This is a genomic window from Acidicapsa dinghuensis, assembly GCF_025685685.1.
Lineage (GTDB): Bacteria > Acidobacteriota > Terriglobia > Terriglobales > Acidobacteriaceae > Acidicapsa > Acidicapsa dinghuensis.
In genome coordinates this window covers 532,168-558,493 of the sequence record NZ_JAGSYH010000001.1, presented here as the reverse complement: position 1 = coordinate 558,493, position 26,326 = coordinate 532,168, and the positions used below count along the sequence as shown (strand labels likewise).

The 26,326-nt window shown below is 57.4% G+C and carries 18 protein-coding genes; 9 read left to right on the top strand and 9 right to left on the bottom strand.

Annotation, left to right across the window (positions count from 1 at the left end):
* Window positions 1-4: 4 nt before the first annotated feature.
* Window positions 5-793 (bottom strand): MlaE family ABC transporter permease, encoded by a 789-nt coding sequence (locus OHL22_RS02170; protein ID WP_263332719.1) that lies wholly within the window; start codon window positions 791-793, stop codon window positions 5-7.
* Window positions 794-1,042: 249 nt separating this feature from the next.
* Here OHL22_RS02170 and OHL22_RS02165 point away from each other — a divergent pair, with 249 nt between their 5' ends.
* Entirely contained in the window at window positions 1,043-1,747 is a 705-nt protein-coding gene (locus OHL22_RS02165) for a YqaA family protein (RefSeq protein ID WP_263332717.1), read from the top strand.
* A gap of 82 nt (window positions 1,748-1,829) precedes the next feature.
* On the opposite strand, the gene OHL22_RS02160 is transcribed toward OHL22_RS02165, so the two are convergent.
* The gene (locus tag OHL22_RS02160) at window positions 1,830-4,454 is read right to left on the bottom strand and encodes a M14 family metallopeptidase (RefSeq protein WP_263332714.1); all 2,625 of its coding nucleotides are present in this window, start codon (window positions 4,452-4,454) and stop codon (window positions 1,830-1,832) included.
* 291 nt (window positions 4,455-4,745) lie between these two features.
* Between OHL22_RS02160 and OHL22_RS02155 the strand changes: the two genes are divergently transcribed.
* Entirely contained in the window at window positions 4,746-6,002 is a 1,257-nt protein-coding gene (locus OHL22_RS02155; RefSeq protein ID WP_263332712.1) for an aminotransferase class V-fold PLP-dependent enzyme, read from the top strand.
* A gap of 3 nt (window positions 6,003-6,005) precedes the next feature.
* On the opposite strand, the gene OHL22_RS02150 is transcribed toward OHL22_RS02155, so the two are convergent.
* A complete protein-coding gene (locus OHL22_RS02150; RefSeq protein WP_263332710.1) occupies window positions 6,006-7,322 on the bottom strand; it encodes an MFS transporter in 1,317 nt (438 codons plus the stop codon).
* 231 nt (window positions 7,323-7,553) lie between these two features.
* Here OHL22_RS02150 and OHL22_RS02145 point away from each other — a divergent pair, with 231 nt between their 5' ends.
* Window positions 7,554-7,754: a hypothetical protein gene (locus OHL22_RS02145; protein ID WP_263332708.1), complete on the top strand. Its 201-nt coding sequence runs from the start codon at window positions 7,554-7,556 to the stop codon at window positions 7,752-7,754.
* Between the two features lie 101 nt (window positions 7,755-7,855).
* Here OHL22_RS02145 and OHL22_RS02140 read toward each other — a convergent pair whose 3' ends face one another.
* Entirely contained in the window at window positions 7,856-8,731 is an 876-nt protein-coding gene (locus tag OHL22_RS02140; protein ID WP_263332706.1) for a CPBP family intramembrane glutamic endopeptidase, read from the bottom strand.
* Window positions 8,732-8,854: 123 nt separating this feature from the next.
* Window positions 8,855-11,344, bottom strand: a complete 2,490-nt coding sequence (locus tag OHL22_RS02135; protein ID WP_263332704.1) for an ABC transporter permease — start codon at window positions 11,342-11,344, stop codon at window positions 8,855-8,857.
* Between the two features lie 263 nt (window positions 11,345-11,607).
* On the opposite strand from OHL22_RS02135, the gene OHL22_RS02130 reads away from it, so the two are divergent.
* Complete coding sequence (locus tag OHL22_RS02130; RefSeq protein ID WP_263332702.1) at window positions 11,608-12,480, top strand: ferritin-like domain-containing protein; 873 nt, start codon at window positions 11,608-11,610, stop codon at window positions 12,478-12,480.
* A 101-nt stretch (window positions 12,481-12,581) separates the two neighbouring features.
* Here OHL22_RS02130 and OHL22_RS02125 read toward each other — a convergent pair whose 3' ends face one another.
* Window positions 12,582-15,470: a peroxidase family protein gene (locus tag OHL22_RS02125; protein WP_263332700.1), complete on the bottom strand. Its 2,889-nt coding sequence runs from the start codon at window positions 15,468-15,470 to the stop codon at window positions 12,582-12,584.
* A gap of 237 nt (window positions 15,471-15,707) precedes the next feature.
* Here OHL22_RS02125 and OHL22_RS02120 point away from each other — a divergent pair, with 237 nt between their 5' ends.
* Window positions 15,708-16,052, top strand: a complete 345-nt coding sequence (locus OHL22_RS02120; RefSeq protein ID WP_263332698.1) for a PadR family transcriptional regulator — start codon at window positions 15,708-15,710, stop codon at window positions 16,050-16,052.
* 10 nt (window positions 16,053-16,062) lie between these two features.
* Window positions 16,063-18,846, top strand: a complete 2,784-nt coding sequence (locus tag OHL22_RS02115; protein WP_263332697.1) for an ABC transporter permease — start codon at window positions 16,063-16,065, stop codon at window positions 18,844-18,846.
* A gap of 40 nt (window positions 18,847-18,886) precedes the next feature.
* Here the strand turns inward: OHL22_RS02115 and OHL22_RS02110 are convergent, their stop codons facing one another.
* From OHL22_RS02110 to araD, 3 genes are all read right to left on the bottom strand, one after another.
* On the bottom strand, window positions 18,887-20,338 hold the full coding sequence (locus OHL22_RS02110) for a sigma-54-dependent transcriptional regulator (RefSeq protein ID WP_263332695.1): 1,452 nt from the start codon (window positions 20,336-20,338) through the stop codon (window positions 18,887-18,889).
* Entirely contained in the window at window positions 20,331-23,237 is a 2,907-nt protein-coding gene (locus OHL22_RS02105; RefSeq protein WP_263332692.1) for an ATP-binding protein, read from the bottom strand. The genes OHL22_RS02110 and OHL22_RS02105 overlap by 8 nt, the downstream gene beginning before the upstream one ends.
* A 348-nt stretch (window positions 23,238-23,585) precedes the next feature.
* Entirely contained in the window at window positions 23,586-24,305 is a 720-nt protein-coding gene (araD, locus tag OHL22_RS02100; RefSeq protein WP_263332690.1) for an L-ribulose-5-phosphate 4-epimerase AraD, read from the bottom strand.
* 331 nt (window positions 24,306-24,636) lie between these two features.
* Here araD and OHL22_RS02095 point away from each other — a divergent pair, with 331 nt between their 5' ends.
* The 3 genes from OHL22_RS02095 to OHL22_RS02085 are packed head-to-tail and all read left to right on the top strand — an operon-like array spanning window position 24,637 to window position 26,284.
* A complete protein-coding gene (locus tag OHL22_RS02095; protein WP_263332688.1) occupies window positions 24,637-25,152 on the top strand; it encodes an RNA polymerase sigma factor in 516 nt (171 codons plus the stop codon).
* Complete coding sequence (locus tag OHL22_RS02090; protein WP_263332686.1) at window positions 25,149-25,601, top strand: hypothetical protein; 453 nt, start codon at window positions 25,149-25,151, stop codon at window positions 25,599-25,601. The genes OHL22_RS02095 and OHL22_RS02090 overlap by 4 nt, the downstream gene beginning before the upstream one ends.
* A 47-nt stretch (window positions 25,602-25,648) precedes the next feature.
* Window positions 25,649-26,284 (top strand): Spy/CpxP family protein refolding chaperone, encoded by a 636-nt coding sequence (locus OHL22_RS02085; RefSeq protein ID WP_263332683.1) that lies wholly within the window; start codon window positions 25,649-25,651, stop codon window positions 26,282-26,284.
* Window positions 26,285-26,326: the final 42 nt, after the last annotated feature.

The following is a 26,326-nucleotide window of genomic DNA, read 5'->3' as shown; positions in this document are numbered from 1 at the left end:
TGGCCTAGAACCCCGAGAAGATCCAGAGCATGGCGCGGCTGAGCAGGAAGTCGACGAAGATGATCAGGATGGACGAAACGACGACTGCCTGCGTGGTGGATCGGCCTACTCCTTGCGTACCTCCTGTGGTTCGCATGCCGAAGAAACAACCGATAGTGGCGATGATGAAGCCGAAGAAAAGGGGCTTGGTGAGGCCTTGCGCGATGTCGGCATAGGCCAGCGCCTGGTAGGCAGAGGTGAAGTATTGCGTGCCGTTCTGGTTGTTGATGAAGACCGAGACAAAAGCGCCGCCGGCGGTGCCGAGCGTGTCGGAGATGATAGTGAGCAGAAAGAGCATCACCACCGTCGAGAGCATGCGTGGCGTGACCAGCTTCTTCATTGGGTCGGTGCCGAGGGCGCGCATGGCGTCGATCTGCTCTGTTACCTGCATGGAGCCGAGCTCGCTGGCCATGCCTCCGGCGTTACGTCCTGAAACCATGAGGCCGGTGAGCACGGGGGCCAGCTCGCGAATCATGGAAAGCGAAACGAAGCGGCCTGTGTAGGCCTGGGCTCCGAACTGAGCGAGGGATTGGGCCGATTGCAGGGCAAGCACGCCGCCGGTGAAGAATCCGGTGAGGACGACGATGGGCACTGAGCCGACGCCGATGAGGTCAGCCTGTTGCAGAACGTCGCCCCAGTATTTCGGGGTGCGGAATAGATTGGCGACGGATTGCCAGCAGAAGATGGAGTAATCCTGCACGGCCAGGACCATGCGCTTGGCGACTATGTCGATCTTTTCGAGGGCAAGGGGCATCAGGACGCGTGCTCTTTTAAATCCGGTGCTGTTGCGATGGCTGCCAGTGCTGCGCGAAAACCTCTGCGGTCAGAATAGCGTATCCGGATGGAAATCCGGGTAACGAGGATCGATCCGATCCGGATCATCCTTTGAATCACAAAGTATGAATCATGCGTGCCGGCTTATTGGATGTAAGCGGATTGCTGGAGAATGCATCTAATTTGGCTTAGGAAAGCACTATATAGCCTGTGCTGAAAGGAACACTGGATGAGCCTGTGGTTGCTTCAGACAGGAGCGCAGACAGCGCAACATGCCGCACGTCATGCCGGGAGGCATTCTTCGCCGTGGCTGCGCTGGTTGGTCAGCCTGGGTGGAGTAGGGCTGTTTGCCGTGGCTATCGTGGACTCGTCGGTGATTCCGTTGCCGGTGCCGGGAAGCACGGATTTTTTGCTGATTCTGCTTGTTGTACGGCGCATTTCGTCGGGGCTATGGGTGATCGTTTATCCAGCGGTGGCTGTGGTGGGATCGCTTGTAGGCGGCTATTTGACCTGGAGCGCAGGACGAAAGGGCGGCGAAGTCGCGTTGGAACGATATGTTCCGAAGAAATATCTGAGCAAGATCAACGGATGGGTTAAAAAGCATGGAGCGTGGTCGGTGGCGGTATCGGCAATCTTGCCGCCGCCGATTCCGCTGACTCCCTTTCTGCTAGCTGCTGGGGCGCTCAAAGTGCCGCGAGGCCGTTTTCTGTTGGCGTTTGGCGTGGCGCGAGTCATGCGGTATGGGCTGCTGGCGTGGCTCGGTGTAAGCTTTGGCCGCCATTTTATTCATGAGTGGAATCAGCAGACTGCGAGCTGGTCTTCCACAATTCTGTGGATCTATGGCGCGGTGATGGTGCTGGGACTTGCGTTTGCTGTGTGGAAGATGAGGCGCGGGAACCGGACGCGCGGCCACCGGGCTGGCGCAGTGGCGTGAGGAAAGGAACCTGTTTGTGCGCCCTCCGGCCCGCTCGCGCAAGTTCTTTCATGAGACAAATCCGACTCGGGTGAATGTTGGCCTACTGCGGCTGTTTTTGCTTGTCCGCTACAGTAGCTGCGGGTTTCTCTGCCGGGTATGGAGGCTGCTCGTACTTGTACAAGAGATTGAAGAAGAACTTATACGTTCCGTGCGATTGAGCTCTCCATTGCGGCTTAAATCCGTAGAGGAAGATGTGTCCTTTGCCGTAGGGGACCTCAAGTGCAGCAATCTTCCCCTCGATCGCTTCTGGATGTAGCAGTAGTCCGCTCTCGAGTGGATTCGTATCCTTGGGATATCGTGCCAGCACCGCACCTTTGAAACCGGACTGCGTTTCGAACGCTGGACCGTTCTCAAACATCACTGTGGGCTCACCAGGCAGGCCAAGGGTTGCCGGCCTTTCGGGAGATTCCAGGTCGACTCGCAACAGTGCTCCAGAGCAGAAGAACTTATCGCTCTTGACACCCTCCAGTACATTCTTCACTGGCAGCGATAAGAGAGGAATCAGTGTTGCCGCTGTCTGATTGAAGGCTACGAGTGTTCCACCCTGGCGTACGAAGTCGCGCACGTTCGCCAGTCCTTCTTCGTTGAGGCCACCTGCATATTCCCCGGGAACGATCCCAGTATTGAACCCATTGACCAGTTGCCGCGCGCTCATGTCCGGGAGGATCAGCACATCGACGCGATCCTTTAACCCACCGGAGCGCATATCCGCGTTGTAGAGGCTGATCGGCTTGTAACCGTATTGCTCCAGAATCCACCGCGTCCAGCCTTCATCGATCGAAGCATTCCAGGGCCTGTACAAGCCCACACGCGCCTTATGAATTGCTGTCTGATGTGCTGGAGCTTTATCCAGGGCCAGCGCGGATGCGCCGTACTTTGAGGTCAAGTCCGTCACCGTGCTGCGGCTTATCCCGCTCACTACCAGCGCGCCTGTCTCGGTGCCTTCGGGTGTTTTTACTTCGTCGTTGTCAAAGGCGACCGATCCACCATTCGCTAGCACTTCGTTCACAACGCGGAAGCTGGCATTGGCCTCATGGCTCAGCACGAATTCAGTTCCGGTGCCATCGACTTTCGCGGCAGGTGAATCAATCTGAGTGACCTGCTTCAGAGCGCTCAACTGGGCCGGCGTAATCGGGTCTGACACCGCATCTACCTGAACACCCATTTGCAGCGGCAGTGTCCAGCCTGTGACGTCGTAGGGCAGATCGACGGCTTTGGTAGCTCCGGTATCCATTGCGGCTGGATAGCGCTGGATCTCGAATAGTTCCTGGGCCAGGGAAGAGTATGGCTGGTTCATGAGGATCACCCAGGAGCCGGTAGGGTATTCGCGCCCGTTGGCTGTGAATCCGGCCGTCGTCTCGTTGATGGTGAGGCCGTTTTCCAACATGATGTTGGCGAGTTGTGCAGCTTCTGGCACATCTCTTTGCACGCTGGGAATCACATAGGCGAATGGAGGGGATTGCTGGTAGTGCTGAATGTTGTCGCGAGCCGCCTGGTATTGGTTGTAGAGCAGAGTTTCCTTATATCGCGCCGCCGTGTCCAGAACCGACATGGAGCCTGCCACCATGTAATCGACCGCGTCTTTCAAGCGCCACCACCCGCCCTGCCATGGAGTGGTATACATCGTCAGCGCCTTCAGGTCTTGGCGATCCTTGGGAAACTCGTCGACCGTATAAAACCGCGGCGTTGCGTAGCGGTAAAGAGCGGTTTCTGTGAAGAACGAAATCTCGTTGCGGAATGATCCTGCATAGTCGACAAACCCGGGATACCAGTTATCGAATTGCGATTCGCTGATCGCGCCCGGCATTTGGTGCTCGTTCAGATAGGCCGTCATGTCTGTGCCGATGACGTTGAACCAACTGCGCACATACTGGCTGATGTTCGAAGAGATAGGGTCAGAGAATGGTGGAATCCAGATGCGCGCTGGAAAGGGAGCCGTCTGGTGCTGGCAGTAGAAGATGGCTGGGCTGTACTCCAACTCTGTCTTCGTCACTACCTGCGACTCTTTCATGTTGAGCATGTAGCCGTCGCGATTGTTGTCGTGCCCGACGTAGTCCTGAAAGAGCCATGGCATGGGGCTCACCTCGAATCGGGTTCCGAGATTTTTGCGGTACCACGAGACGACCATGTCCTGTCCATCCGGATTTAGCGTCGGATAGAGCAAAAGAATTTCATTGCTCAGGATTCTGTCGATCTCCGGATCACCCTGTGCCGAGAGCAGCTTATACGCCAGCACCATTGAGTGCTGCGGCCCCGCTACCTCGCTTGAGTGCAGCCCTCCGTCGATATGTACGATGACCTTGGCTTGCTGAGCCAGAGCTTTCGCCGACGCGTCATTCAGCCCCTGCGCCGTGGATAGCCGCTTTGTATCGGCCTTGTACTCGTCCAGCTTGGCAAGATTTTCCGGGGAGGAAATCACCGCAATCTCAATATCGCGGCCCTCGGTGGTCTTGCCCACGGTAAACATCTTGATGCGGTCGGAATGCGCCGCCAACGCATGAAAGTATTGGATCTCTTCTTCGTAGTTGGCCAGATAGTAGTCGTCTCCAGGATTATGCCCCAGAACGGAAATTGGGGTTGGAACCTGTGCTGAGACATACAGGGCCGATGCTGCAAATGCAGCCGAAACAACCAGAAAAAGACGACAAGCATTTCCTATCTGCATCCGATTCCTCTTTGCTAACAGTCTTTGAAAATGATTTAACCACGCAATACCGCGTCAAGATTGCGTCAAGGCTAACCACTATCGCGTTCTTAGGCTCCTGTTCATTTTGCCATCTCAAGAGCGTGGTTGCGGCAGTGCAGTCAAAGATTACGGTAATAAGAGCATCAGCACGATGCGCCAGAGAGAGAATTTCCGGATTTATCGGTTGCAGGAGATGGGCAGCAGGTAAGTTTTCAGATGGGATGGAAATGTATCGTTGAACGTGGTTGGTGATGCCCGTACACTGTCTGCGTGAAGGTTACGCGCCGGTCATTCGTCAAGGTTATTCCCGCGGCCCTCGTTACTACCCACAGCGGTATTTCGCAGCCGATCGTGACTGGCACCAGCTCTGAGACCGGGCTGCCGGTGCGCGATGCATTTGTCACGCAGCAGTTTGAGATATGCCTGAACAACGCCCGCTGGCATCCGCTTTCGATCGCTGCCCGCAAGGCGACGGAGGATTATCTCGAATACAAGTCACGTGGCATCTGGAATCAGAATGGCATTACCAGTCCAATTTCTATCCTGGTTCGAGAGTCGTTTGCGAAGTTGATCCATGCCACGCCTAACGAAATTGCCTTCGTTCAAAGCACTACTACCGGTGAGAACCTCGTGGTCAGCGCGCTGGGTCTAACACAGCCCGGCAACTTCAACATTGTCACGGAGGCGCTGCACTTTGAGGGATCGCTTTATCTCTATACCGAGCTAAAGAGGCGAGGCGTAGATGTTCGTATCGTCAAGCCGCACATTACTGATCAGGGCTGGTCTATCGACAAGGCTGATATTGAGAAGGTGGTCGATCAGAACACGCGGCTTATTGCGGTTTCGTGGGTTTCGATGATTAACGGCTTCACCCATGACGTAGGCTGGCTTGCGTCTCTTGCTCATGCTCATGGCGCGCGCCTTTTTGTGGACTCTGTGCAAGCGGCCGGTTGTGTGCCAATCGATGTACGGAGTGCAGGTGTCGATTTTCTCGCGAGCGCAAGTTACAAGTGGCTCATGGGCGACTTCGGTCTCGGTTTTCTGTACGCTCGCGCGGATATCCTGCCTACTCTTCAGCGCACGCAGTGGAGCTACCGCCAGTTCTCGGACATCGAGTATCATGCCTTTCCTGGTGACACGCCTGGTCCTTTTCCGGCGACGTTTGATCAGCTGCATACTGCTGCGGGCTACTTTGAAACCGGCACCTACGCTAATGCCGTGTTGGCCGCGCTTAGTTATTCGCTTCCGTGGATCCAGCAACTTGGTGTTTCCAACATCCAACAGCATGTGCATGGGCTGAACGCAATGCTGCGCAAGGAGATGCCGCAACTTGGCTATGAGTGCATTACGCCAGCTGACGCGCAAGGAGCGATCGTCAGCTTTTCCGTGAAGGATGATGCAGGCACGGCGGCAAAGCTGAAGCGGGCTAATGTCGATGTTTCACTGAACCCGAGGCGTATGCGGGTTTCGCCGTCCATTTACAACAACGAGGCGGACGTGAGGTCTTTGCTGGAAGCTCTCAGCTGATGCTTAGCTTGCACTGGACTCTTCTAACTCGGCGACGTTGGCCGTGGGAATAATGCCGAGTTGTTGATAGATGGGCCGCATGTGCTTGCGGATATATGGCATGCGCGTGAAGAACCAGGCTGAGCCGAGAATGCAGCAGATGCCGCTGACGATTACTGTATGCTGTGCGCCGATGACGTTGGCAAGCGTGCCGGCGAGCAGGCTGCCGAATGGAGCCATGCCGACGAAGGCGATGGTGTAGTAGCTCATGACGCGTCCGCGTTTATCGGCTGGGACGATGGTCTGGATAATGGTGTTGGAAGCGGTCAGTCCCTGCATCATGCCGAATCCGGTGAGGAGCAGGAGGGCCATCGAGAGCCAGAGATTGTTTGAAAAGCCGAAGAGGATGAGCCCAACGCCAAATGTGGCAGCCGCGACGGGAATCATCTTGAGCAGGCCGCGGACAGACTTGCGCAGGACGAGTGAGATGGCGGAGATAAGCGAGCCGACTCCCAGCGCGCCCATGAGGAAACCAAGGGTATGTGGGCCACCTTTGAGTACCTGCGCTGCAAAGATGGGCATGAGTACTACGAAGGGCCATCCCATGAGGCTGTTAACGGCAAAGAGCGAGAGGATGTTGCGGATGGGCGGGAAGGTGCTGACGTAGTTCCAGCCCTCTTTGAGCTGCGTCACCATGGTGGATTCGGATTTGCTTGCTGCGGCCAGCACACGAGTTGGTAGTCGCATGGCAAGCAGCGACGCGATGACTGCGATGTAGCTGATGCCATCGATGAGGAAGCACCAGCCTTCGTTGCTGGCGGCGATGACCAGTCCGGCCAGCGAAGGGCCGATGAGGCGCGCGGCATTCACCATGGACGAGTTGATGGCGATGGCGTTGGAGAGGTCGTCGCGGCCTTCCACCATTTCAACCATGAACGACTGGCGGCCTGGCATGTCGAAGGCGTTGATGCATCCCTGAAAGATGCTGAGTGCGAGGACTTCGGCGATGTTGATGTGGTGCGAGAGGGTCAGGACCGCGAGGCCTAGAGACTGAAGCATGGCGAGCGCCTGCGTCCAGACGAGGACGCGCTGACGGTTCCAGCGATCGACGAGGACGCCGGCGAAGGGTGCAAGCAGGAATGTCGGAATCTGACCGGCGAAGCTGACGGTGCCGAGCAGGACGGCGCTGTGGGTGAGCCGATAGACGAGCCAAGACGTGGCAATGCGGGTCATCCACGTGCCGATCAGGGAAATAGACTGACCGGCGAAGAAGAGGCGGAAATTACGGTGTTTTAGTGCGCGCCAGGCGTGCGCGAGAGGATGGGGAGTGGTTTGTGGCACAAGTCTATGATGACTGACGGCGCAGGAAGAAGCAGAGCCGACTATGGAAAGATGCGGCGCTGGCGGTCGGGAAGGGAAGGATTCCATTCCGGCAATTGCGGCTAAAACAGTCGCAATTTACAGCGAAAAAATGATGGGTAGGAGGTTGGTTCGAATTGCTGTGCGGTTTTATTTTCGTGGACAACCGTACGGCTGGATTTGGAGTCCAAATCAGGCAAGGAGGATCGCGCAATGGAAGCTGTTCACAGTGGACAATGTGGTCTTTGCACGCACTTCGGCGAGCATCACCCGTCGGATGTGCTGGTGAGCATCATGACGAGCAAACAGGCTGATTTGAAGTTTATCGACGAATGCGGGCATCCCAAACTTGCCGATCTGCACTTGAAGGTGACGGCGATCAGCGGGTGTGACGGATTTGAGCGGGTGCATTGATATAGATCTGACAACATATCTAAGAAAAGAACGGAGCGGCAGCGTGAGTATATTCGCTGCCGCTTCGTATTTCCAGACAATGCCCAGCCGGTTTCTTTAAGTTAAGACCCGCTGTTTGAAGTCGAGATCCTTCGTCTTCTGAACGCGAAGTGCCACAAGACGGCATTGATAAGCACTCCGAGAACCATGCCGGGAACGGCCGCATCGGGCCCGAAAGTTCCACCTGTGAGCCATGCCGCTACGCCTGCTTTTGGCGTATTGAGGAGGAATCCGTGATGGCTGCCGATGCCGAGCACGGAGGTCTCGATGAAGTCATAGCCGAGGTGCATACCAATCGACATCCATAAGCGTCCGGTAATTACATAGAGAAGTCCCAACGCTATCCCGGAGTTGATGATGATTCCGAACATGGCGAGCCACGAACCATGCGCAAAATGAGCGAAGCCGAAGATGATCGCAGAAAGAATTATTCCGGTTTTGACTCCCCATATTCTTGCGAAGATGCGAAGAATGACGGCGCGAAAAGCGAGTTCTTCAAGAACCGCCGATATGTAGCTATCAAAGATGAGGTCGCTGAACCATCGAGACCATACTCCGCGATGTGCGAAGTACAGTTTGAAGATCCAAAGAACAAGCCACATCCCTGTAATGAAAGCGGCTCCGAAGAGAAAGCCAAAGGGAACCTCAGGGAGCATCCGAGAGTCGATCTTAAACTCCCACGGTTTTCGCCGTTCGAATTGCCGGACCAGGACGGCGTAGACCAAGCAGGCAACAATCGGCAAGACAATCGGAGGAAGATAACGCCAGTTCCCGTGTAATCCGATCCATCCTGCGCCCAAGACCGAAGCGAAGAAGAACCCGAGAACGATTGCGAAGAGAAGCACTGCCCAGAGGAGTGCCCGCATTGTGAAGAGCCGGCCTGGGGCAAGAATTCCTGACGTCCCGGGGTCGAATGTTTGGTTTTCTATCTGAGGCATAGCATCATCGTCTCATTCGTAAAGAAGGTATGTACTTGTCCGATGCCTCGACGGGCGGCTTCGATTTGGCCAAATTTTCAATGGGAGACTTTTGGCCGGAGAATTGTTGGGGCTGTCCGCAAATTACTCTGCGCGGAGCGCTTGTATCGGGTCAATGTGCGCTGCTCGGCGCGCGGGAAGCAACGACGCCGCAAGTGCGAGAATCAGGATCGAGAATGCAGCCAGCGCGATCACCATTGGATCAAGTGGATCGATCTGGAAGAGGAAAGAACGCAACAGACGGGTAGCGAATACTGTCGCTACTGCGCCGAGTACGCAACCGGCCACACCCAGCCTGGCTCCTGAAAACAAAATCAATTGCATCACGTCGCCGCGCTGAGAACCGAGTGCGAGGCGGATTGCCATCTCCTGCGTGCGCTGAGCTGTGGTGAATGCAATGACGCTGTAGATGCCGAGCAGGGCCAACAGCACGGCTGCGCCTGCGAATGCGGAGATGAGCGCGGTGGTGAAGCGGCGCGATGCCTGACCCTCTGAAACCACGTGATCCATTGATTCGACGTGAGTGACCGGCAGCTGAGAGTCGAGGGAGCGGATGACGTCGCGAAGAGCATCGGCTAACTGATCTGGCGGTTGCTGGCTGCGCAACACAATGGAGCCTCCGCTGCCGGTGAGCATAGCGGCCGTTGCATATGGGCCTCCGCTCGCTTTCATCTGGCTGGATGGAAAATAGACCTGGTTCATCGTGGGTACATCGGCTGCGAGCTCTTTTACTTCGCCGATCTCGCCCACTATGGTCAGCCAGGGCATGTTTGTCGCTTCCGAGGAGCCGCGGTGCAGGCGTTTTCCGATAGGTTCTTGCCCCGGCCAGTAGTGCTCGGCAAGTGCGCGGTTCACGATGACTACCAGCGGAGCCGTTGCGTTGTCGGCCGTGGTGAACGCGCGGCCGCGGAGGATGGGAATGCCTGCTGCGTGGAAATAATCGCCCATCACTTCGGGATACCAGGCGACATTCAGGCCTGCTCCCTTGGGAGGAACGTAGCCCTCGGGAGTAAATGTGGTGCGGACGTTCTGATTGGCTGCGGGCAAGAGAGTGGTGACGCCGGCTGCTTCTACTCCGGGGAGCTGCTCTAGTTTGGATTGGAGCATCGCATTGAAAGTGTCGATGGAGGCCTGGGTGGTGTATCGCTGGCGAGGCAGGTTATAGCTTGCGGTCAGCATGTGATCGGAGCGAAAACCAAGGTTTATGGAGCGTATCTTCTGAAAGCTGCGCAACAGCAGGCCCGAGGCTGTTAGCAGCACCAGCGCGACTGCGAGTTCGGCTATCACGAGTATGGAACGCAGCCGCGCGTGCGCTCCACCTGCGCTGCCGGTGCGGCCCCCCTCTTTCAACGATTCATTCACCGCGGTCCGCTTTGCGGCAAAGGCTGGGATCAAGCCGCAGAGAATTCCGGTGAGCAGAGCGAGGCCGAGTGCGAAGGCAACCACTTTTCCGTCGAGGCCAATGGAGCTGACACGCGGCAGTGTTTCCGGGAGAAAGCTGACTCCGGCGCGGAGTGCAACCCATGCCAGAAACAAGCCGAGAAGGCCTCCGCTTACGCTGAGAGTTATGGTCTCCACGAGGGACTGGCGAAGAATCGTAGCTCCTCTTGCGCCCAGAGCCAGTTGCACGGCGATTTCGCGCCTGCGGCCAATGACGCGTACGAGCAGCAAGCCTGCCAGATTGACGCAGGCGATAAACAACACCACCAGGACTGCGAAGAACAGTGTGCGGACCATGGGGCGGGCCTGGGCCACCGTGGCCTCATCGAGCCGCTGGATCAGAGGATTGATGCGGCGGCGGGATAGGGCCGGAGGGAAGTTGCGCATGATCTCCTGCGCGGCATTGGCGGCGTCGTGCTGCGCGGCAGGGATGGTTATGCCGGGCTTCAGTCGGCCTACCATGTAGAAGCCCCAGCTTCCAGCGCCCAGGACTGCTTCATCATGGGTAAAGCTCATCAGGATCCAAAGTTCACTTTGGTTCAACTGGCCGGGAATCAGGGGAAACTCGAATTCAGCGGGCATGACGCCGACGATTTCGTAAGGCTTGCGGTCGAGCAGAAGCTTCTGGCCAAGGATGTGAGTATCGCCATGGAAGCGGCTGTGCCAGAGCTGATAGCTGATGACCGTGACTGGGACGCTTGATTCATCTTCCTGTTGGGTGAAGGTGCGGCCAAGGAGCGGCGAGATGCCGAGCGTAGGAAAGACGCTTGCGGTAAGCCGCGTGGCGTTGATCTGGGCTGGATCGCCAACGCCTGAGAGCTCATAGGTCGACGGCTGGTAGCCGCCGAGGCCGGAAAAGGAGCTGGTGTCGCGCATGTAGGTGCGAACGCCGGGTGCTGTGACTCCAGGCGCGTCACCGCCGTAGTCCACGCCTTCGATGATGTCGGCTAGGGTAACGAGCGAGGATTGGCCGGGAAAGGGTAGGGGTCGCAGCAGCACGCCTTCGACGATGGAAAAGATGGCGGTGGTGGCCCCGATGCCGAAGGCCAGCGTCAGGATTGCGGTCAGAGAGAATCCCGGTGACTTACGTAGCCGCCGCAGCGCGTGGTGAATGTCTCGCAACAGGTTGTGCATGAGGCTCCGAAAGACGTATGTGCCGATATCGAAGTGCGCGTTCTCAACTAAATTGTCCCGAGTATAAGGGATTTTCCGGGGATTCGAATCGTTGGAGGATGGATCTTCGCTTGTCTATTTTTCCGAATTTACATTTCGGTGACATCCGTCTGGTGATCCGGTGCGTTCTCAATGCAACCCGCAAGTTCTGAGTGACAAGGGCCCCAACAGGAAAGAACTGAACAGTGGATGAACTTGCCCGGGCTTGAAAGGAGATTTACGGCATGAACGCACCAAACGAAATCGAAGCCATCCGTTTGTCAAAACAGGGCCAATCAGGTTCCTCTCGACGATCGTTTCTCCAGGGTGCAGCGCTTACCGGAGCCACGGCCTTCGCTGTTCTTGGGGGGCTCTCTACCGTGGCCTCAGCGTCGGCGGCAGAACAAGAAGAAGAGCCAGACAGCATGCGATACGAGCACGATCATCTGAAGAAAGACGATCGCGACATCTTAATAGCAGCACAGATTGCAGAGGCGCTCGCTGTCACGACCTACTCCAACATCATCGATACTTCTCCTTTTTTCAAAACGATCCCGGACGACGATCAAGGCTACCTGATCGGCGCGCGCCAGGAAGAGATGTCTCACTATCTTCTCGAGCAGTCCGTTACTGACCAGCCCACCCCATTCACAGAGTTCTTCTATCCGCATAAGATGTTCTCGGACGCGCAGACCACACTTGATATTCTGGTCACTCTCGAAGACGCATTCATTGCGGCCTATCTGGTTGGCGTGCGCAATTTTTCCACACGCAATCTGCGTGTCACCGCTGCGCGCATCCTGGGTATCGAGAGCGACCATCGCACGCTGGCACGAGTCGTAGGCGGTGACGTGACTCCGCAGTTTGGCGGTCCCATCAGCTCGATCACTGGCATTCAAGGAGTGGCAGAAAGCATCGCTCCGCCGAATAACAACGGCTACGAAAGAACGTTATGCTGGACTTCGATCAATCAGGCGTTGACCGCGCTTACGCCTTTTGTCAGTTTCAACGCTGCCAAGGCTGCCGGCTTCGACACTTCACAATCCTTCCCATTCGAGCCCTTTAACCCAACCCTGCCTAATCCGCTTGGGGACTTCATTTCTTTCAAAGGCTGCTGAGCAATTTGGCAGTCGACGAAGCGAATACCCTGCTGCACACGAATGCCCATACTTCCAGTTGAAGTATGGGCATTCCGGCGCGTCCACGCCCGCGTAGGCAGCTATTGTTTGAAGGCTGGGTCGGATTCCGCTCCCGGCCTTGGTTTCCAGGCGAGCGTGTAGTACTGGCCGCGGTCGCGGGCCCATGGGTCGAAGGCGTTGATGACTGGACCCAGTTCCGGCTTCAGCTCGGGGATGTTGCGGATGAGGATGCGCTTCAGCGGTGACACTGGCTGCTTGTGCCCGTTGGGAGTGCCTTTTTCGATCTCGGCTACAGGACCGTTGTTGTTGACCCAATCCACGCCCATCTGTGTGTAGAACTCGGGGCGGAAGCTTGAGGTGAAGAAGCGGTCTGAGAAGAGACGGCGCGAGGCATTGAGGATGAAAACGACAAACTGAGTTTCCGATATAGCGAAGCCATGCGGCCTTCGGAACTCGGCAAGATAGCCAACAACGGTATCGACGTCTTCGACATTGTCGATGGTTGAACCGTTGGGATGGCCGAGGCAGTCATTGATAGGAGAGCCGTCGTCGTTGACCTGCGCGTCGGTGATGATCTTGCTGGCGTCGCAGATGTGGGTTCCATAGAGCTGGCGGAGCTGGTCAACAGCTTGCTGTTGTTGCTGGCGAGTGGGATCGCTCTCGGGCAACGCGCGGACGGCGGGGTCCATGAAGTCGTCATAGCTGGTGAGCTGACGCAGCCCGTACTGGCGGCGGAACTCGTTGAAGCGTGGCACGCCGTGTTCACGATCTCGAATGATGTCGAGCGCGGCGAGATCGAGCTGCTTGGTGGGACTGTCGAGGCGCGGTAGTGTGATGTTCTGCATGAACTGCGGATGGTTGTGCAGGGTAAGGATGCCGAGGCGCTGGCGACCGAGGGTCAGGCCCCAGTCAGGCATGCCGCCGGTATGCATGGCTTCCGTCTCTTTGGCTTCGAAGGTATTGATCACTGCGATTTTTTCCGCGATCTGGTTGGGATTCTTGATATCGCGGAATTCGAGCAGGTCAGGGATGAGCGGATGCAGACGGTAGACGGAGACGAACTCTTCAGGGAAGTTGAAGGGCGAGCCGAAGTGGTTGACGCCGCCTTCGATGCTATCGGCCTTGGTGATGTCGTAGTCCTTTGCCTTGCTCCCGAGGCCGAAGATGCCGGGGCCTGAGGCGAAGACCGAGTACCATTGCGTGGCCTTGGCTACATCGGTGGATTTGCCGAAGTCGTGCGTGACGATATCGGAGAGGGCCTTGGAAACATCAGGATCGCCAGTGCCGAGCAGGCCGTTCCAATTGCCGTTCATGCCCTTGTAGAGTGGCTCGTCGTAGAGAAGCTGCGGAGTCCATTCGATGGTGTGAATTTTGGCAATCTCTGCTGCGACGACGAGGCGCGCGGCGGCAAAGAGTTCATCGGGCGTGACGTCTTTGTAATGGATGATTCGTTTGGGATCGGCAGGGTCGCGGAGTCCGCAGTCTTTGTTCGGAGTGAGCTTAGCCTGTTTTTCGAATGCGGTGACAAAGGAGTTGTGTTCGCGCGTGAATAGATTATGCAGGAAGCTGAGGCCGACGGTGAAGTTGTCTGGGAAGGCGACAGACTCCTGTCCGGCCCACTGCGGAGCGAACGGGTCGCCGGGCTGGAGCGTGGGGAGATATCCACTGGTGACGGGGTCTCCAAGCGGCGCACCAGGCAGAGGCACCTCAAGCAGCTTCGCCGGGTCGCTGGGGTCGTGCTTGACGCGCTTGACGGAGGTGTCATCGTAGCCGTAAATCTGCGAGGCATCCCACCAGGCCGTGTTGTTGTTGCTGAAGGTCCTGGGTGCACGGGCCATGTAGGTCTTGCCGTTGAAGGTGAAGGTTTCGGGAGCAGTGGATTGATCGACGTAGGTGTCGTCGACTTTATCGTCTGGGCGGCAGCCTAATTGCTGGATATCTTCGGGAGTGAGCGGCACTTCAACGTTGTTTACGAGCTTAGTCTTGCAGCCGACGCTGATGTACTCAGGCGCGTTGTGGCCCTCTTCCATGTGCGAGAACCAGTCGTGGGTCATGAACTGGATCCAGTAGGCGGCGAGCACGTTGAAGAAGGGAGCTTTCTGGTAGTCGCAGTTGGCGTCGGCGGAGTTGTTGGGCAAGCCGAAACCGCCGTTGCATTTGCTGGCGTCAGACTGCTGGCGCGTGAGCAGAACGCGGCTGATGACCTGCGGATCGGGCTGGAGCAGGCTGAGGCGGCCGCCGTGGCGGTTGCGGGAGTACTCATCATGTCCCTCATCGGGGAAGGATGTTTCAAACTCCACGTTGCGCGCGAAAGGCGTGCCGGTTGAGCCCATGAGCGGATTGCGCACATCGTTGCAGATGCCGGTGAGGGTGCGCCCACGCACGAGCGAGCCAGTACAGACCTGAGTTCCGTCGCCGCCGACTGCTGCGTAGTTAGGATCGTTGCTGGGCAGGCGCATCTCTGGCCATACTTTGAGCGCCGGGCCGCCAACGCCGTCGCGTCCCTGGATGTAGTTCTGATAGGAACCGGTGTTGTCGAAGAGATTGAACTTGATGAGCTCAACTCGCTGGAATTCAAGATCGAGCAACGCTCCGGTGACGCCGCGAAAGGCTGGGCCTTTGTTGGTCAGAAAACCGGTGGGCAGCGATTCCATGTCGCCGGTGCCCCAGTAGGTCTGCCAGTCGACCCAGGGCGTGAGGCGGAACTGCTGTGAGGCGTAACCGCCACGGCAGAGAGCGTTTACGTCTGAGACTTTGCCTTCAAAGCGAAGATTGCGCTCTTTTGCGATAGGGCGGAAGCCCTGGAGAACGGCTTTGGCGCAGGCGTTAAAGGCATCGAGCTCTTCTTTCTTCGGGTCAGGTTTCGCGGGAGACGGTTGCGATGCTGCGGGTTGAGTTTGCGCGGCGGGGGGAGTGGCGAAGACGGACAGCGCAGACACAACTGCAAGGACGCAGAGGGGGATGTGCATGAAAACTTTCTTCATGGTGAGCAAGATTGAACCTCCCGGAGCGGAACGTCAAGAAATTCTTTACCGCGACGGTGGTTAGTGATGGACAACTGGGAATCGTGTCATCTCATTGTTTGCATTGGTAGTTGTGCCCTGTGTGAAGGCCCAGCTACTTGCCTCGGCGGTTAAAAATTCACTTCATGCGATTGACAGCGGGGAAAATTACAGGCATCTTCTATAGATATCTAGGGGAAGGCTGTGGCGAAATCAAAAAACGATCATTTGCAGGGAACGCTGGTGATGCTGGTGCTCAAGAGCCTGGAGCAGGGAGCGATGCACGGTTGGGGCATCACTCTGCACATCGAGAGCATTTCGAACCAGGTACTGCGCGTGGAAGAAGGGTCGCTGTATCCGGCGCTGCACCGGATGGAGCAGCAGGGATGGATCGCGTCTGAGTGGGGCATGAGTGAGAACAACCGGCGCGCGCGGTATTACCGGCTGACTGCCGTGGGGAAGAAGCAGCTGATGGCTGAAGAGAAGAACTGGCGGGAAATTATCGGCGCGGTAGGACTCGTGATGAGCTATTCACCGGCAAAGGGCTGAGGAGACAGAGATGGGGTGGCTGAGAAGAGTTGCATCGTTGTTTCGCGGTGAGTCAGTTGCGAAGGAGCATGAGGAAGAGATGCGCTTCCATCTGGCGATGCGCGAGCAGTGGAATGTATCTAAAGGGATGGAAGAGCCTGAGGCGCGCCGCAACGCTAAAGTGCGATTTGGCAATTTCAACCGATTGCGTGAGCGATTGCGAGAGATCGATATGTGGACGCTGCCTGAGAGTATCGGGCAGGACCTGCGATTTGGCGTGCGGATGCTGCGCAAACATTCTGGCTTTACTCTGGCGGCGGTTGCGGCGTTGGCCATGGGCATCGGGCTGAACACGGTTGTCTTTACGCTTGGCAAAGCTGTGTTTGGGCGAGGAGTGGAAGCACACGATGCGGACCGCATGGTGAATGTGAGTCTGATTGGCAGGAAGGGCGAGTTTAATTCATTTTTCAGTTATCCCGATTACGAGGCCTATCGCGATGGTGCGAAGAGCTTCTCAGGGGTAATTGCGGAGAGACGCGTAACTGTGAAACTTTCCTCGGCGGGCGGCGCAATGACGCAGACCACTACCGGAGCCGGAAAACTCGCCGAGGCCCTTTTGGGGTTCAAGCTTCCGCGCATGTCGACCGGAGAGACGGAATTTACGACGATATCGGAGATCTCGGAAAACTATTTTGACGTTCTCGGCGCGAAGGCTTTTCGCGGGCGGATCTTTCAGGCAGGCGATCGAGCTGAATTGGTTGCGAATCCTTCGGCGTTGATTAGTGAAAACTATTGGGAACAGAGATTTGGTTCCGATCCTTCGGTGATCGGGCGCAGCATGAAATTCAATGGTGCTTCGTTCACTGTGATTGGGATTACGCCGCGTGATTTTACCGGAACCGGCGTAGTGACTCCGAATTTCTGGATTCCAATAGTTTCGATGCCGCTGCTGCATCCGGGAATGCAGATACTGCAAGACCGCAACAACATCTGTTGCCGTATCTTCGCGCGGCTGGCCGATGGCGTGACGATGGCTCAGGCGCAGGGTGAAGTGCAGGGCATCGCGGATCGTTTGCGAACGCTGCACGATCCGCACTCGGATGAGGCGAAGCCAAGCTCCGCATTGATCTGGCCAGGATCACCGTTCCCTAGAAAGATCGATTCGGGAATTGTCTTTTCAGCGTCTCTCATCATGCTGGCGGTTGTGCTGGTGCTGGTCATTGCCTGCGCGAATGTGGCGAGTCTGCAGTTGGCGCGAGCAGCGGCGCGGCAGAATGAGCTGAGCATGAGGCGCTCGCTGGGAGCCTCGCGGGCGCGGGTGATTCGGCAATTGCTGACCGAGAGCGTGCTGCTGGCAATATTGGCAGGGGCAGCGGCTTTGCTGTTTGCATGGGGACTGCTGCGGGTGCTCGTTGTCGAATACGCCGACATGATGCCGCCGGAGTGGGGAACAGTGGTGCTGCATGTGAATCCCGACCTGACGATCTTTGCCTATGTGCTGGGGATTTCGGTTCTTGCTGGAGTGCTGTTCGGTCTTGCGCCGGCGCTGGAGTCTTCACGCTCTGTGCTCGGTGGGGCTATGAAGGCGAATCAGAATGCTTCGCCTTCCCGCAGCGGGAAGCTGCGCAATGCGTTGGTTGCGACACAGGTGGCCGTGTGCCTGGTGCTGATGATTACGGGAGCTTTGCTGATTCGCGGTTCGATGCATGCGCTTGAAGTGAAGTACGAGGTGAAGCGAGTGCTCAATCTCGAACTGGGATTTCCAGACAATGCGAAGTACACCAAGGAGCGGAAGCTCAGTCTTGCGCGCGAGATCCGGACGAAGATTGCGACGCTGCCCGGCGTAGTCGATACGAGTGTGGGGCGCGCGCCAGACGGTGGCGGAGTGCGCGTGGCAAGCATCTCCACAGATACGAAAAGCGCGGCAGGTGAGGCTGGGCATCCGGTGTTGTTCTACACATACGTGATGCCGAACTATTTCCAGCTCATTAACCTTCCAGTGCTGGCTGGTCGAGGCTTCGATAAAAATACAGGAGCAGCGGAGCCGGTTGCGATGGTGAGTCAGTCGGCTGCGGCGACATTGTGGCGAGGAGAAAATCCAATTGGAAAGAAGATATGGCTAAGTACTGCAGGGCAATATCACGGCAAAGACGAACCCCTGCCGGATAGTGTGCAGTATGAGGTCGTAGGTGTGGTTACCGATGCCGGAGGGACGCAACTTGATGGCAGCGACAAGTCTCAGATTTATTTGCCGCTACCAGAGGACAGCATCTATCAATACGCATTGCTTATTCGAACGCAGAGTGATCCGGAGCCGGTGAGTGAGAGTATCGGAAGCGTGTTGGCTGTGGTTGATCCTGAGGTGATGGGCTACACATCAACTCTCGAAGAGATGCTGCACGAAACGGCTCCGTTTGGGGTGTCTCGCTGCGCCGCGGCATTTACTACTGTCGTAGGCTCGTTTGGCTTGTTGCTGGCGTGTATGGGCATTTATGGCACGGTGAGTTACATGGTGGTGCTACGCACGCATGAGGTTGGAATTCGCATGGCACTGGGAGCAAGCCGCGCAACGGTCTTGCGGCTTATGCTGCGCGAAAGTATGCGGCCAGTGGTGACGGGAATTGGAGCGGGGCTGGTGCTGGCAGTAGGAGCTTCTTATCTGCTGCGAACGCTGCTTTATGGCTTGAGCGCGTTGGACGTTATATCGTTCGCCGGGATGTCTATGCTGTTTTTACTGATCGCAATGGTGGCGGCGTATTTTCCATCGAGAACAGCTACGCTGGTGGATCCGATTGTGGCGCTGCGGTATGAGTAGGCTGTAAGAACCGCGTAGAACTGAGAAGCTACGTGGCTTCTCAGTCGCGGCCCTTCTTGCGGATCTCGATATTGAGGCGCTTGATCTTCTGATTGAGCGTCGAGAGCGGGATGCGGAACTGCTCGGCGGCGTCGGTCTGGTTCCAGTTGCAGCGCTCGAGCTTCTCGATAATGATGCGGCGCTCGATGTCTTCGAGGATGTCGAATAGCGATGAGTTTGGGTTGTGCTCGAGCAACGCGTCCTGGAAGCTACGGCCAGTGATGTGGCCCGGCAGAAGACCGGAGTCGATGATGTGCGTACTGGAAAGAACCACGCCTCGCTCCATGACATTCTCAAGCTCGCGGACGTTGCCCGGCCAATCGTAGTCGACGAGCGCGCGCATGGCGTCGGGCGTGAGCTTGCGGATTTCGAGGTCGTTCTCTTTGGAGAAATACTCAAGGAAGCGGTTGACGAGCAGCGGAATGTCTTCGCGGCGCGCGCGCAGCGGCGGCAGGTCGATGGAGATTACGTTAAGGCGATAGAAGAGGTCGTCTCGGAAGCGTCCGTCGCGGACTGCTTGACGCAGATCGACGTTGGTGGCGGCGACGATGCGGACATCTACTTGAATCTCCTGTGTGCCGCCGAGCGGGGTAAAGCGGCGGTCCTGCAGGACGCGGAGAATCTTGGCCTGCGTGTCGAGGCCCATGTTGCCGATTTCGTCGAGGAAGAGCGTGCCGCCGTTGGCTACTTCAAAGAGACCCTTTTTGGTGGCGATGGCTGAGGTGAACGCGCCTTTGACATGACCGAAGAGTGTGGATTCGAGCAGCTCGGAAGGCATGGAGCCGGAGTTGACGGGAATGAATGGCTTGTCGCGGCGCGGGGAGTTGGCGTGCAGGGCCTTGGCGATGAGTTCCTTGCCGGTGCCGCTCTCGCCCTGGATGAGGACGGTGGCGCGGCTGGGTGCTGCCTGTGCCACGAGATCGAAGATCTTGAGCATGATCTCGCTTTTGCCGACGATGTTATGGAAGTTGTAGCGCTGCTTAAGAGCGCGCTTGAGCTGGATATTTTCTGCCTCGGCTTTATGGCGAGCGACGGCTGAGCGTATGTCGGCGAGAAGTTTTTCGTTATCCCACGGCTTCTGGACGAAGTTTTCCGCGCCGGCACGGATGGCTTCGACGACGTTTTCGACGGTGCCGTAAGCGGTAATCATGATGACGGGCAGCTCGGGATAGAGCTCATGAATTTGCGGCAGAAGCTCAAGACCGGATTGGCCGGGCAACGCGAGGTCGAGGAGAGTGAGATCGTAGTCACCATGCTCAAGCATGGCAAGCCCCTGGACGCCGTCGATGGCCATTTCTACTGTGTAGCCTTCGAGGCTGAGCAGTACTTCGAGCGATTCACGAATGCCGGCTTCATCGTCGATGACGAGAATCTTCGCGCCTGGTGTGTCGGAACTGGATTCGCCGGGAGTGAACTGGCTGGCTTGGCTCAAAGAAGATAAGACCTCAGGCATGAATGGTGGTCCTTAATAAGGGAAACTCGAGATGAAATGTAGTGCCGATGCCGACCGTGCTTTCGACATTGATTTTGCCGGCGTGCTCCTGAATGATGCCGTAACTGACCGATAGACCGAGACCGGTGCCGCGGCGCTCGCCGGGCTTGGGCGCGGACTTGGTGGTAAAGAAGGGATCGTAAATGCGCTTCAGGTTTTCAGGTGCAATGCCTGCGCCGGAGTCCGCGATGATGGCCTCAACATGGCCGTTGGCGACGGTGGAGACACGCAGCTCGCCGCCCTGGGGCATCGCGTCTTTGGCGTTGAGCAGGAGATTGAGGAAGACCTGCTGCAGTTTGCCGGCGTTGCCCTGGATACGCGGGAGATCGTCGCTGAAATCAGCTGCAACGGTGATGCGTGCTGTCTTCATCTGGTGCTCGACCAGCGCGAGCGTGTCTCGGATGACTTGATTGAGGTCGGTTTCGCGGAACTCGGTGGTCGAGGTGCGCGAGAAATTGAGCAGGCCGTTGGCAATCTCGGAGGCGCGGAAGGTCTGCTGCGTGATGCGCTCGAGCAAAGGCGTGAGCTTTGTGTCGCCTTTCATCTGCTTGTTGAGCATCTGCGCGTACGAACTGATGACGGCGAGTGGAGTGTTGATCTCGTGGGCGACCCCAGCGGCGAGCAGTCCGATGGAACTGAGCTTGTCGGCTTGTGAAAGCTGCGCTTCGAGGGTGATGCGCTCAGTGATGTCATCGACGAGAACGATGCGGCCTACCGCGACGAAGTCGCGCGACAGCAGCGGGGCGACTGCGATGTTTGCCGTACGCGATTCACCGGCGCGAGTAGTCAGGCGGAACTTGTAGAGATGATGCACGCCGGATTCATTGCGGAAGCGGTCGAAGGCTTCCATGAACTCCGGTGGGAAGACCGACGCGAGCGGCTGGCCGATGGCTTCCTTGCGGCTCAAGGCATACATGGCTTCCATCTGCGCGTTCCAGCTCTCGATGCTGTCATCGAGATCGACGGCAAGGATGCCGACGTTGATGGATTCGACGATGTTTTCGTTGAATTCCTTGAGGCGCTCGAACTCGCTGACCTGTTCTTCGAGCCGCGCGTAGAGGCTGGCGCTTTGCAGGGCGATTCCGATGTAACTGGCGAGGGATTCGAGGAGTTCGACGTCTTCGGAAGAAAGGAAGTCGCCGCCGATGGTGCGGCCGAGGCCGATGACGGCGATGGTACGGGATTTTGCCGAGGCATTCGCGCTATTGGGCGAGGAGTGTGGAGCAGCATCCTGCACGCGACAGGGCAGGTAATAATTCAGATCGAGAAGTGCGGCGGCCCGCTGCTGTGTTTCCGGCAGATGAATGGTCTGCTGCGTGTTTTCGAAGAAGATATGTCCCTGGCGCTCGCGATAGTCGAAATCGAGAAAGCCGAGATCGAGTGAGTCGCCTTCGAGATCGGCGGGAAGGCCGTGCGAGGCTGCGAGGCGGAATCCGTCATGAAGTCCGGGCGAGTCGGCGAGGAAAACGGAGACCTTCGCTACAAGCAACGTACTCGGCAGGCGGTCGACAATGGAGCGGAGCAGTGCCTGAAGATCGGTTTCAGAACTGAGGCCGCGGCCGAACTCCACGAGCGCCTTGCGGTAGTCGTACTTGTGCCGGTCAAAGACGCGGTCGACCCAGCTCTGGAAGCGGCGCTTGAGCGGATCGAAGAGTTGCGCAATGACCAGGATCGCGAGGACCAGACCCCATTCGCTAACTGCTGGAGGAAGGTGGGTGTGAATCCATGCGGACACGAGGGCAACGGCGCCGAAGTAAACGCCGACCAGTGTTCCTGTCGCGAGGGTATAGGCGACGCCGCGTTTGAAGATCAGGTCCGTGTCCATCAACCGGTAGCGGACGATTGCCCAACTGAAGGTAAGCGGCAGGAAGACGAGGAATAGGTCGGCAATGCGCTGCCAGGGCAGATCGACCTGATTGCTGGTAAGGAACGGAATGGCGTAGAAGATGGTGAAGGGAACAACTGCCAGCAACGTTCCACGCGTAAGCCACTTGAGCTGCTGGCGCAGCAGCGGAGTGTCGGCACGGCGGTAGCTGCGCAGGAAGAGGATGGCCGCGAGAACGAAGTAGGCGGCAACGTAGCCGGTGGCGATGCGGTCGAGCAGGAGCTTGAGCTCGAAGGTGGCCTGCCAGAGGAGCATAGCGGCTATGCGGATGCCGATGACGGTAACTGCCGGCAGATACAGCAGAGGAACCAGCCAGGAACGCTTCCGTCCGCGAAGCCGATCTTCCGGGAAAACAAGGGCGAAATGCAGGAATAGAGCAGGCTGCAGAGCCTCGGCGGCGACATTGCCCCAGAAGATGGTCCAGTCGAGCAGATCGAACTTTCCGGTGTAGTGGAAGGTATTCAGTACGAACGAGACGAGACAGAAAATGTAGAAGTGTGTGGCACGCGGCGCGGTCCATCGGCGAAAGAGGACGTAGATGCCGATACCGAGGTAAACGAGGCCGATGAGCCGCGTCAGGTTGAGCATCGTGCGGTCGACGGGAACGAGATAGACGACTACGGGTGAGTCGAGCAGAACGCCATGGCGGATGATGCTGTACTCAGCCTTGCCGTAGACATCGGTGTGCTTCAGTTCGAGATCTAGATCGGCACCGTATGCTACAGGGCGATCGTTGACCGCTGTCAGAAAATCGCCTGGCTCGATGCCGGCCTGCGCTCCAGGACCACCCGATTTGACGTGAACCGCTATCAGACCGGAAAGAACACGACTGTTTGCTTCAGTCCAAACAACGCCATCGTCTGGTTGCTGATAGGTGCTCTCCTGCTGCAGATTGAAGATGGCGAACAATCCGATGGCGACCGTGGCAATAGCCAGCAGGGTAGCGACCACCCGGTTATATAGGTTCGTCTCCATGGAGAGCCTTCAGCTATTCTCCCACTGCTTGCAAGGTTTACGAATCGGAATGTTTGCTGTTGATGGTACGTAAACCATCGACAGGGAACACGCCACTTCATCCGATCGGTGTAGAAACTGCTTAACCTGCAGACGTCTGCACGTTGCATGCCAAGAGGAATGCGCGGTCCATCTTGTGAGATCGTGGAGGCGGTGTGCGCGAGAAACTATTGAATTAAGAGCATATTTCGTAAAGCGGCCGCTAATTACCGAATCGGAAAAGCGGTTATCGCAGCATACATATTGGGCATGCCGATACGGTATTTTGTATGTTGCTATGAAATTCAGGAACCGATCTTTTCTACTGATTCAGCGGGATTTGGTTTGGCCGTAGGTGGCTTTTGGACCATGTTTACGCTGATAGTGGTGGTCTGCAACATGGAAAGGAAGGCCGTTCGCAGGAGCGCCGAGAGCTTCTGTGCGCCATGCGAGGCGGGCGATGTATTCGAGCAGATCGGCATGCTCGACAGCATCCGCGGGGGTCTTTCCCCAGGCAAAAGGTGCATGGCCGGCAACGAGGACGCCGGGGACGGCGACAGGATCGAGATGCTGTTCACGGAAAAGCCGGGCGATGACGGCTCCCGTATTTCGGACGTAGGCGTCTTCGACTTCGCTGGCAGTCAACTGGGCAGCAAGAGGCACCGGTCCATGGAAATAGTCGGCGTGCGTGGTGCCGAGGCAAGGAATGGGGCGGCAGGCCTGCGCCCAGGCAGTGGCGAATTCGGAATGGGTATGGACAATGCCGCCGATCTGAGGAAACTCACGGTAAAGCAACAGGTGGGTATCGAGGTCGCTGGATGGGCGAAGCGCGCCTTCCACGATTGAACCGTCAAGATCGGTGAGAACGAGGTCTTCCGGCCTCATGGTCGCGTAAGGAACTCCGCTGGGCTTGATGGCGATGATGGGCCTGCCGTCGATGCCGTTGCTGTCGATACCGCTGGCGTTGCCGAAGGTGTGAACGGCGAGGCCGAGGCGGGCAATCTCAAGATTGGCGTGGAGGACCTGAGCGCGGAGTTCCGGGAGAAGCATGACTTGCCTCGAATTGATAGAGGGGCAGCAAGAAATCGTTTACTGAGGTAGTGTAGCAGGATATCTATATGCAAAGAGCATGATGCCTATCGCGGCTATTTCGCGACAAGTATCGGCCGAAGGGGTTGAAAGAGGGTAGCCGGTGTGGCTTGTGCGAGGAAGCAGCAGCAAGAGGGGAAGTTATAGGATCAGCGGCTTTTTCAGAAGCGGACGCGTCTATGTAAACTCGATCAACTGGTTGCCGTCTACCTTGGTGATGGCTACCACGACCACAGTACTGGAGAGTATGGGCAGAGGCAGCGCGGCCAGCGCGTGGAGCAGCGAGAATGCCATGGAGTTCGCCGAGGTTGCGGCGCGCTTTCGGCCACAGATTTTTCGTTTTCTGCTATCGTCCCTGCGCGATCCGGACGCGGCTGAGACGTTAACCCAGGACTGTTTGCTGAAGGCACATCGGAACTGGGCGAGTTTTCGCGGTGAGTCGAGCGTTATGACGTGGCTGCTGCGGATCGCGATCAACCTGCAGAAGGATTACTGGCGTAGCCGGCGGTTGCAGTTCTGGAAGACTGCTACCAATAACTCCATTGACGCCGATGACGCCGCGCAGTGGCTCCCGAGCGGGGAGTCGACGCCGGAAGATCAGGCAGTGGCGCGGGATCAGGTACGGCTGGTTTGGAAAGCGGTTAAGGGATTGAGCGAGCGGCAGCGAACAGTGTTTATGCTGCGCCATGTGGAAGAGATGGAGATTCACGAAATTGCCAGCACGGTGGGGCTGAGCGAGGGAACGGTAAAGGCGCACCTGTCGCGCGCCATGTTGCGAGTGCGGGCTGAGCTGGGAGGCAAGCGATGAGCCTGAATTGGGATCAGGATCGGGAGATGGACGAGGCAAGGATCGAGCATGCGCTCAAGAACTTTCGCGGAAGCGTGAAGGCATGGAGTGATGAAGAGTTTGCGAAACCGCGCGAAGTGCGGCGATCGCGTTGGACCGCGATGTGGATGGTGATTACGCGGCCTGCGGTAGGCGGCGCGATGGCGGCAGTTTTGGCGGCGGCTTCGATTGGCGTGCCTGTTGCGGTGGTGCAGCATAACCAGCAAGTCGTGGCAGAGCAACGGCAGGAAGCGGCAAATCGTCAGAAGGCGATTGACGCGCAGCATGCTCAGGAACAGGCAGCACAGGCGATGAATGACACCGATCTGATGACGGAAGTGGATGGTGACATTGCGCAGGAGGCTCCGGACGCGATGCAGCCGTTGGCGAGCCTGATGAGCGATTCGGGATCTGCACCGGTTGAAAAGTAAGCACGAGTGAATCAATCCGAAAAGGTTTGCAAGGAGAACTACGGGCTATGAACGGCGGACTGAATGTGTTGCGAATAGGACGGATAGCGGCATGGGTTGGCGCATTTGCCGCGATGAGCGTGATGACGGCGGTGGCGCAGGGGCCTGGCGGCATGGGTCCCGGTGGTATGGAGCCCGGCGTGGGTATGGGCCCACATCGGCCGCCGATGGAGCGGGAGATGGCTGGCCCGCGCGGGCAGTTTGGCCGCTGGTGGAACAATCCCAAGCTTGTTGAGAAGTTCAAGCTGACCGACCAGCAGCGCAAAACGATGGATGACATCTATGAGCAGCATCGTTTGAAACTGGTGGATCTGCACGCCAATCTTGAAAAGGCTGAAATCGAAATGGAGCCCCTGATAGGGCAGGACCAGCCGGACGAGACGAAGATTCTGAGTCAGATCGATAAGGTTGCGCAGGCTCGGGCGGAGCTTGAGAAAGCGAACGCGCGGATGCTGCTGGATATCCGTAAACAGCTGACTCCCGATCAGTGGAAGCAAGTAAAGACTGCCTGGACGGAACGGCGCGAGGGACGCGGCGGTCCTGGCGCCCCGGGGGACGGCCCCCGATGGCATCAGCGTGATGGCGCACCGAAGAATGGCGGCGCAATGCCACCTCCACCTCCGGGCGGACCCGGAGAAGAGTAACGCCATATCCGAGGGCGCAAGACAGGATGCCTTCGGAAGACA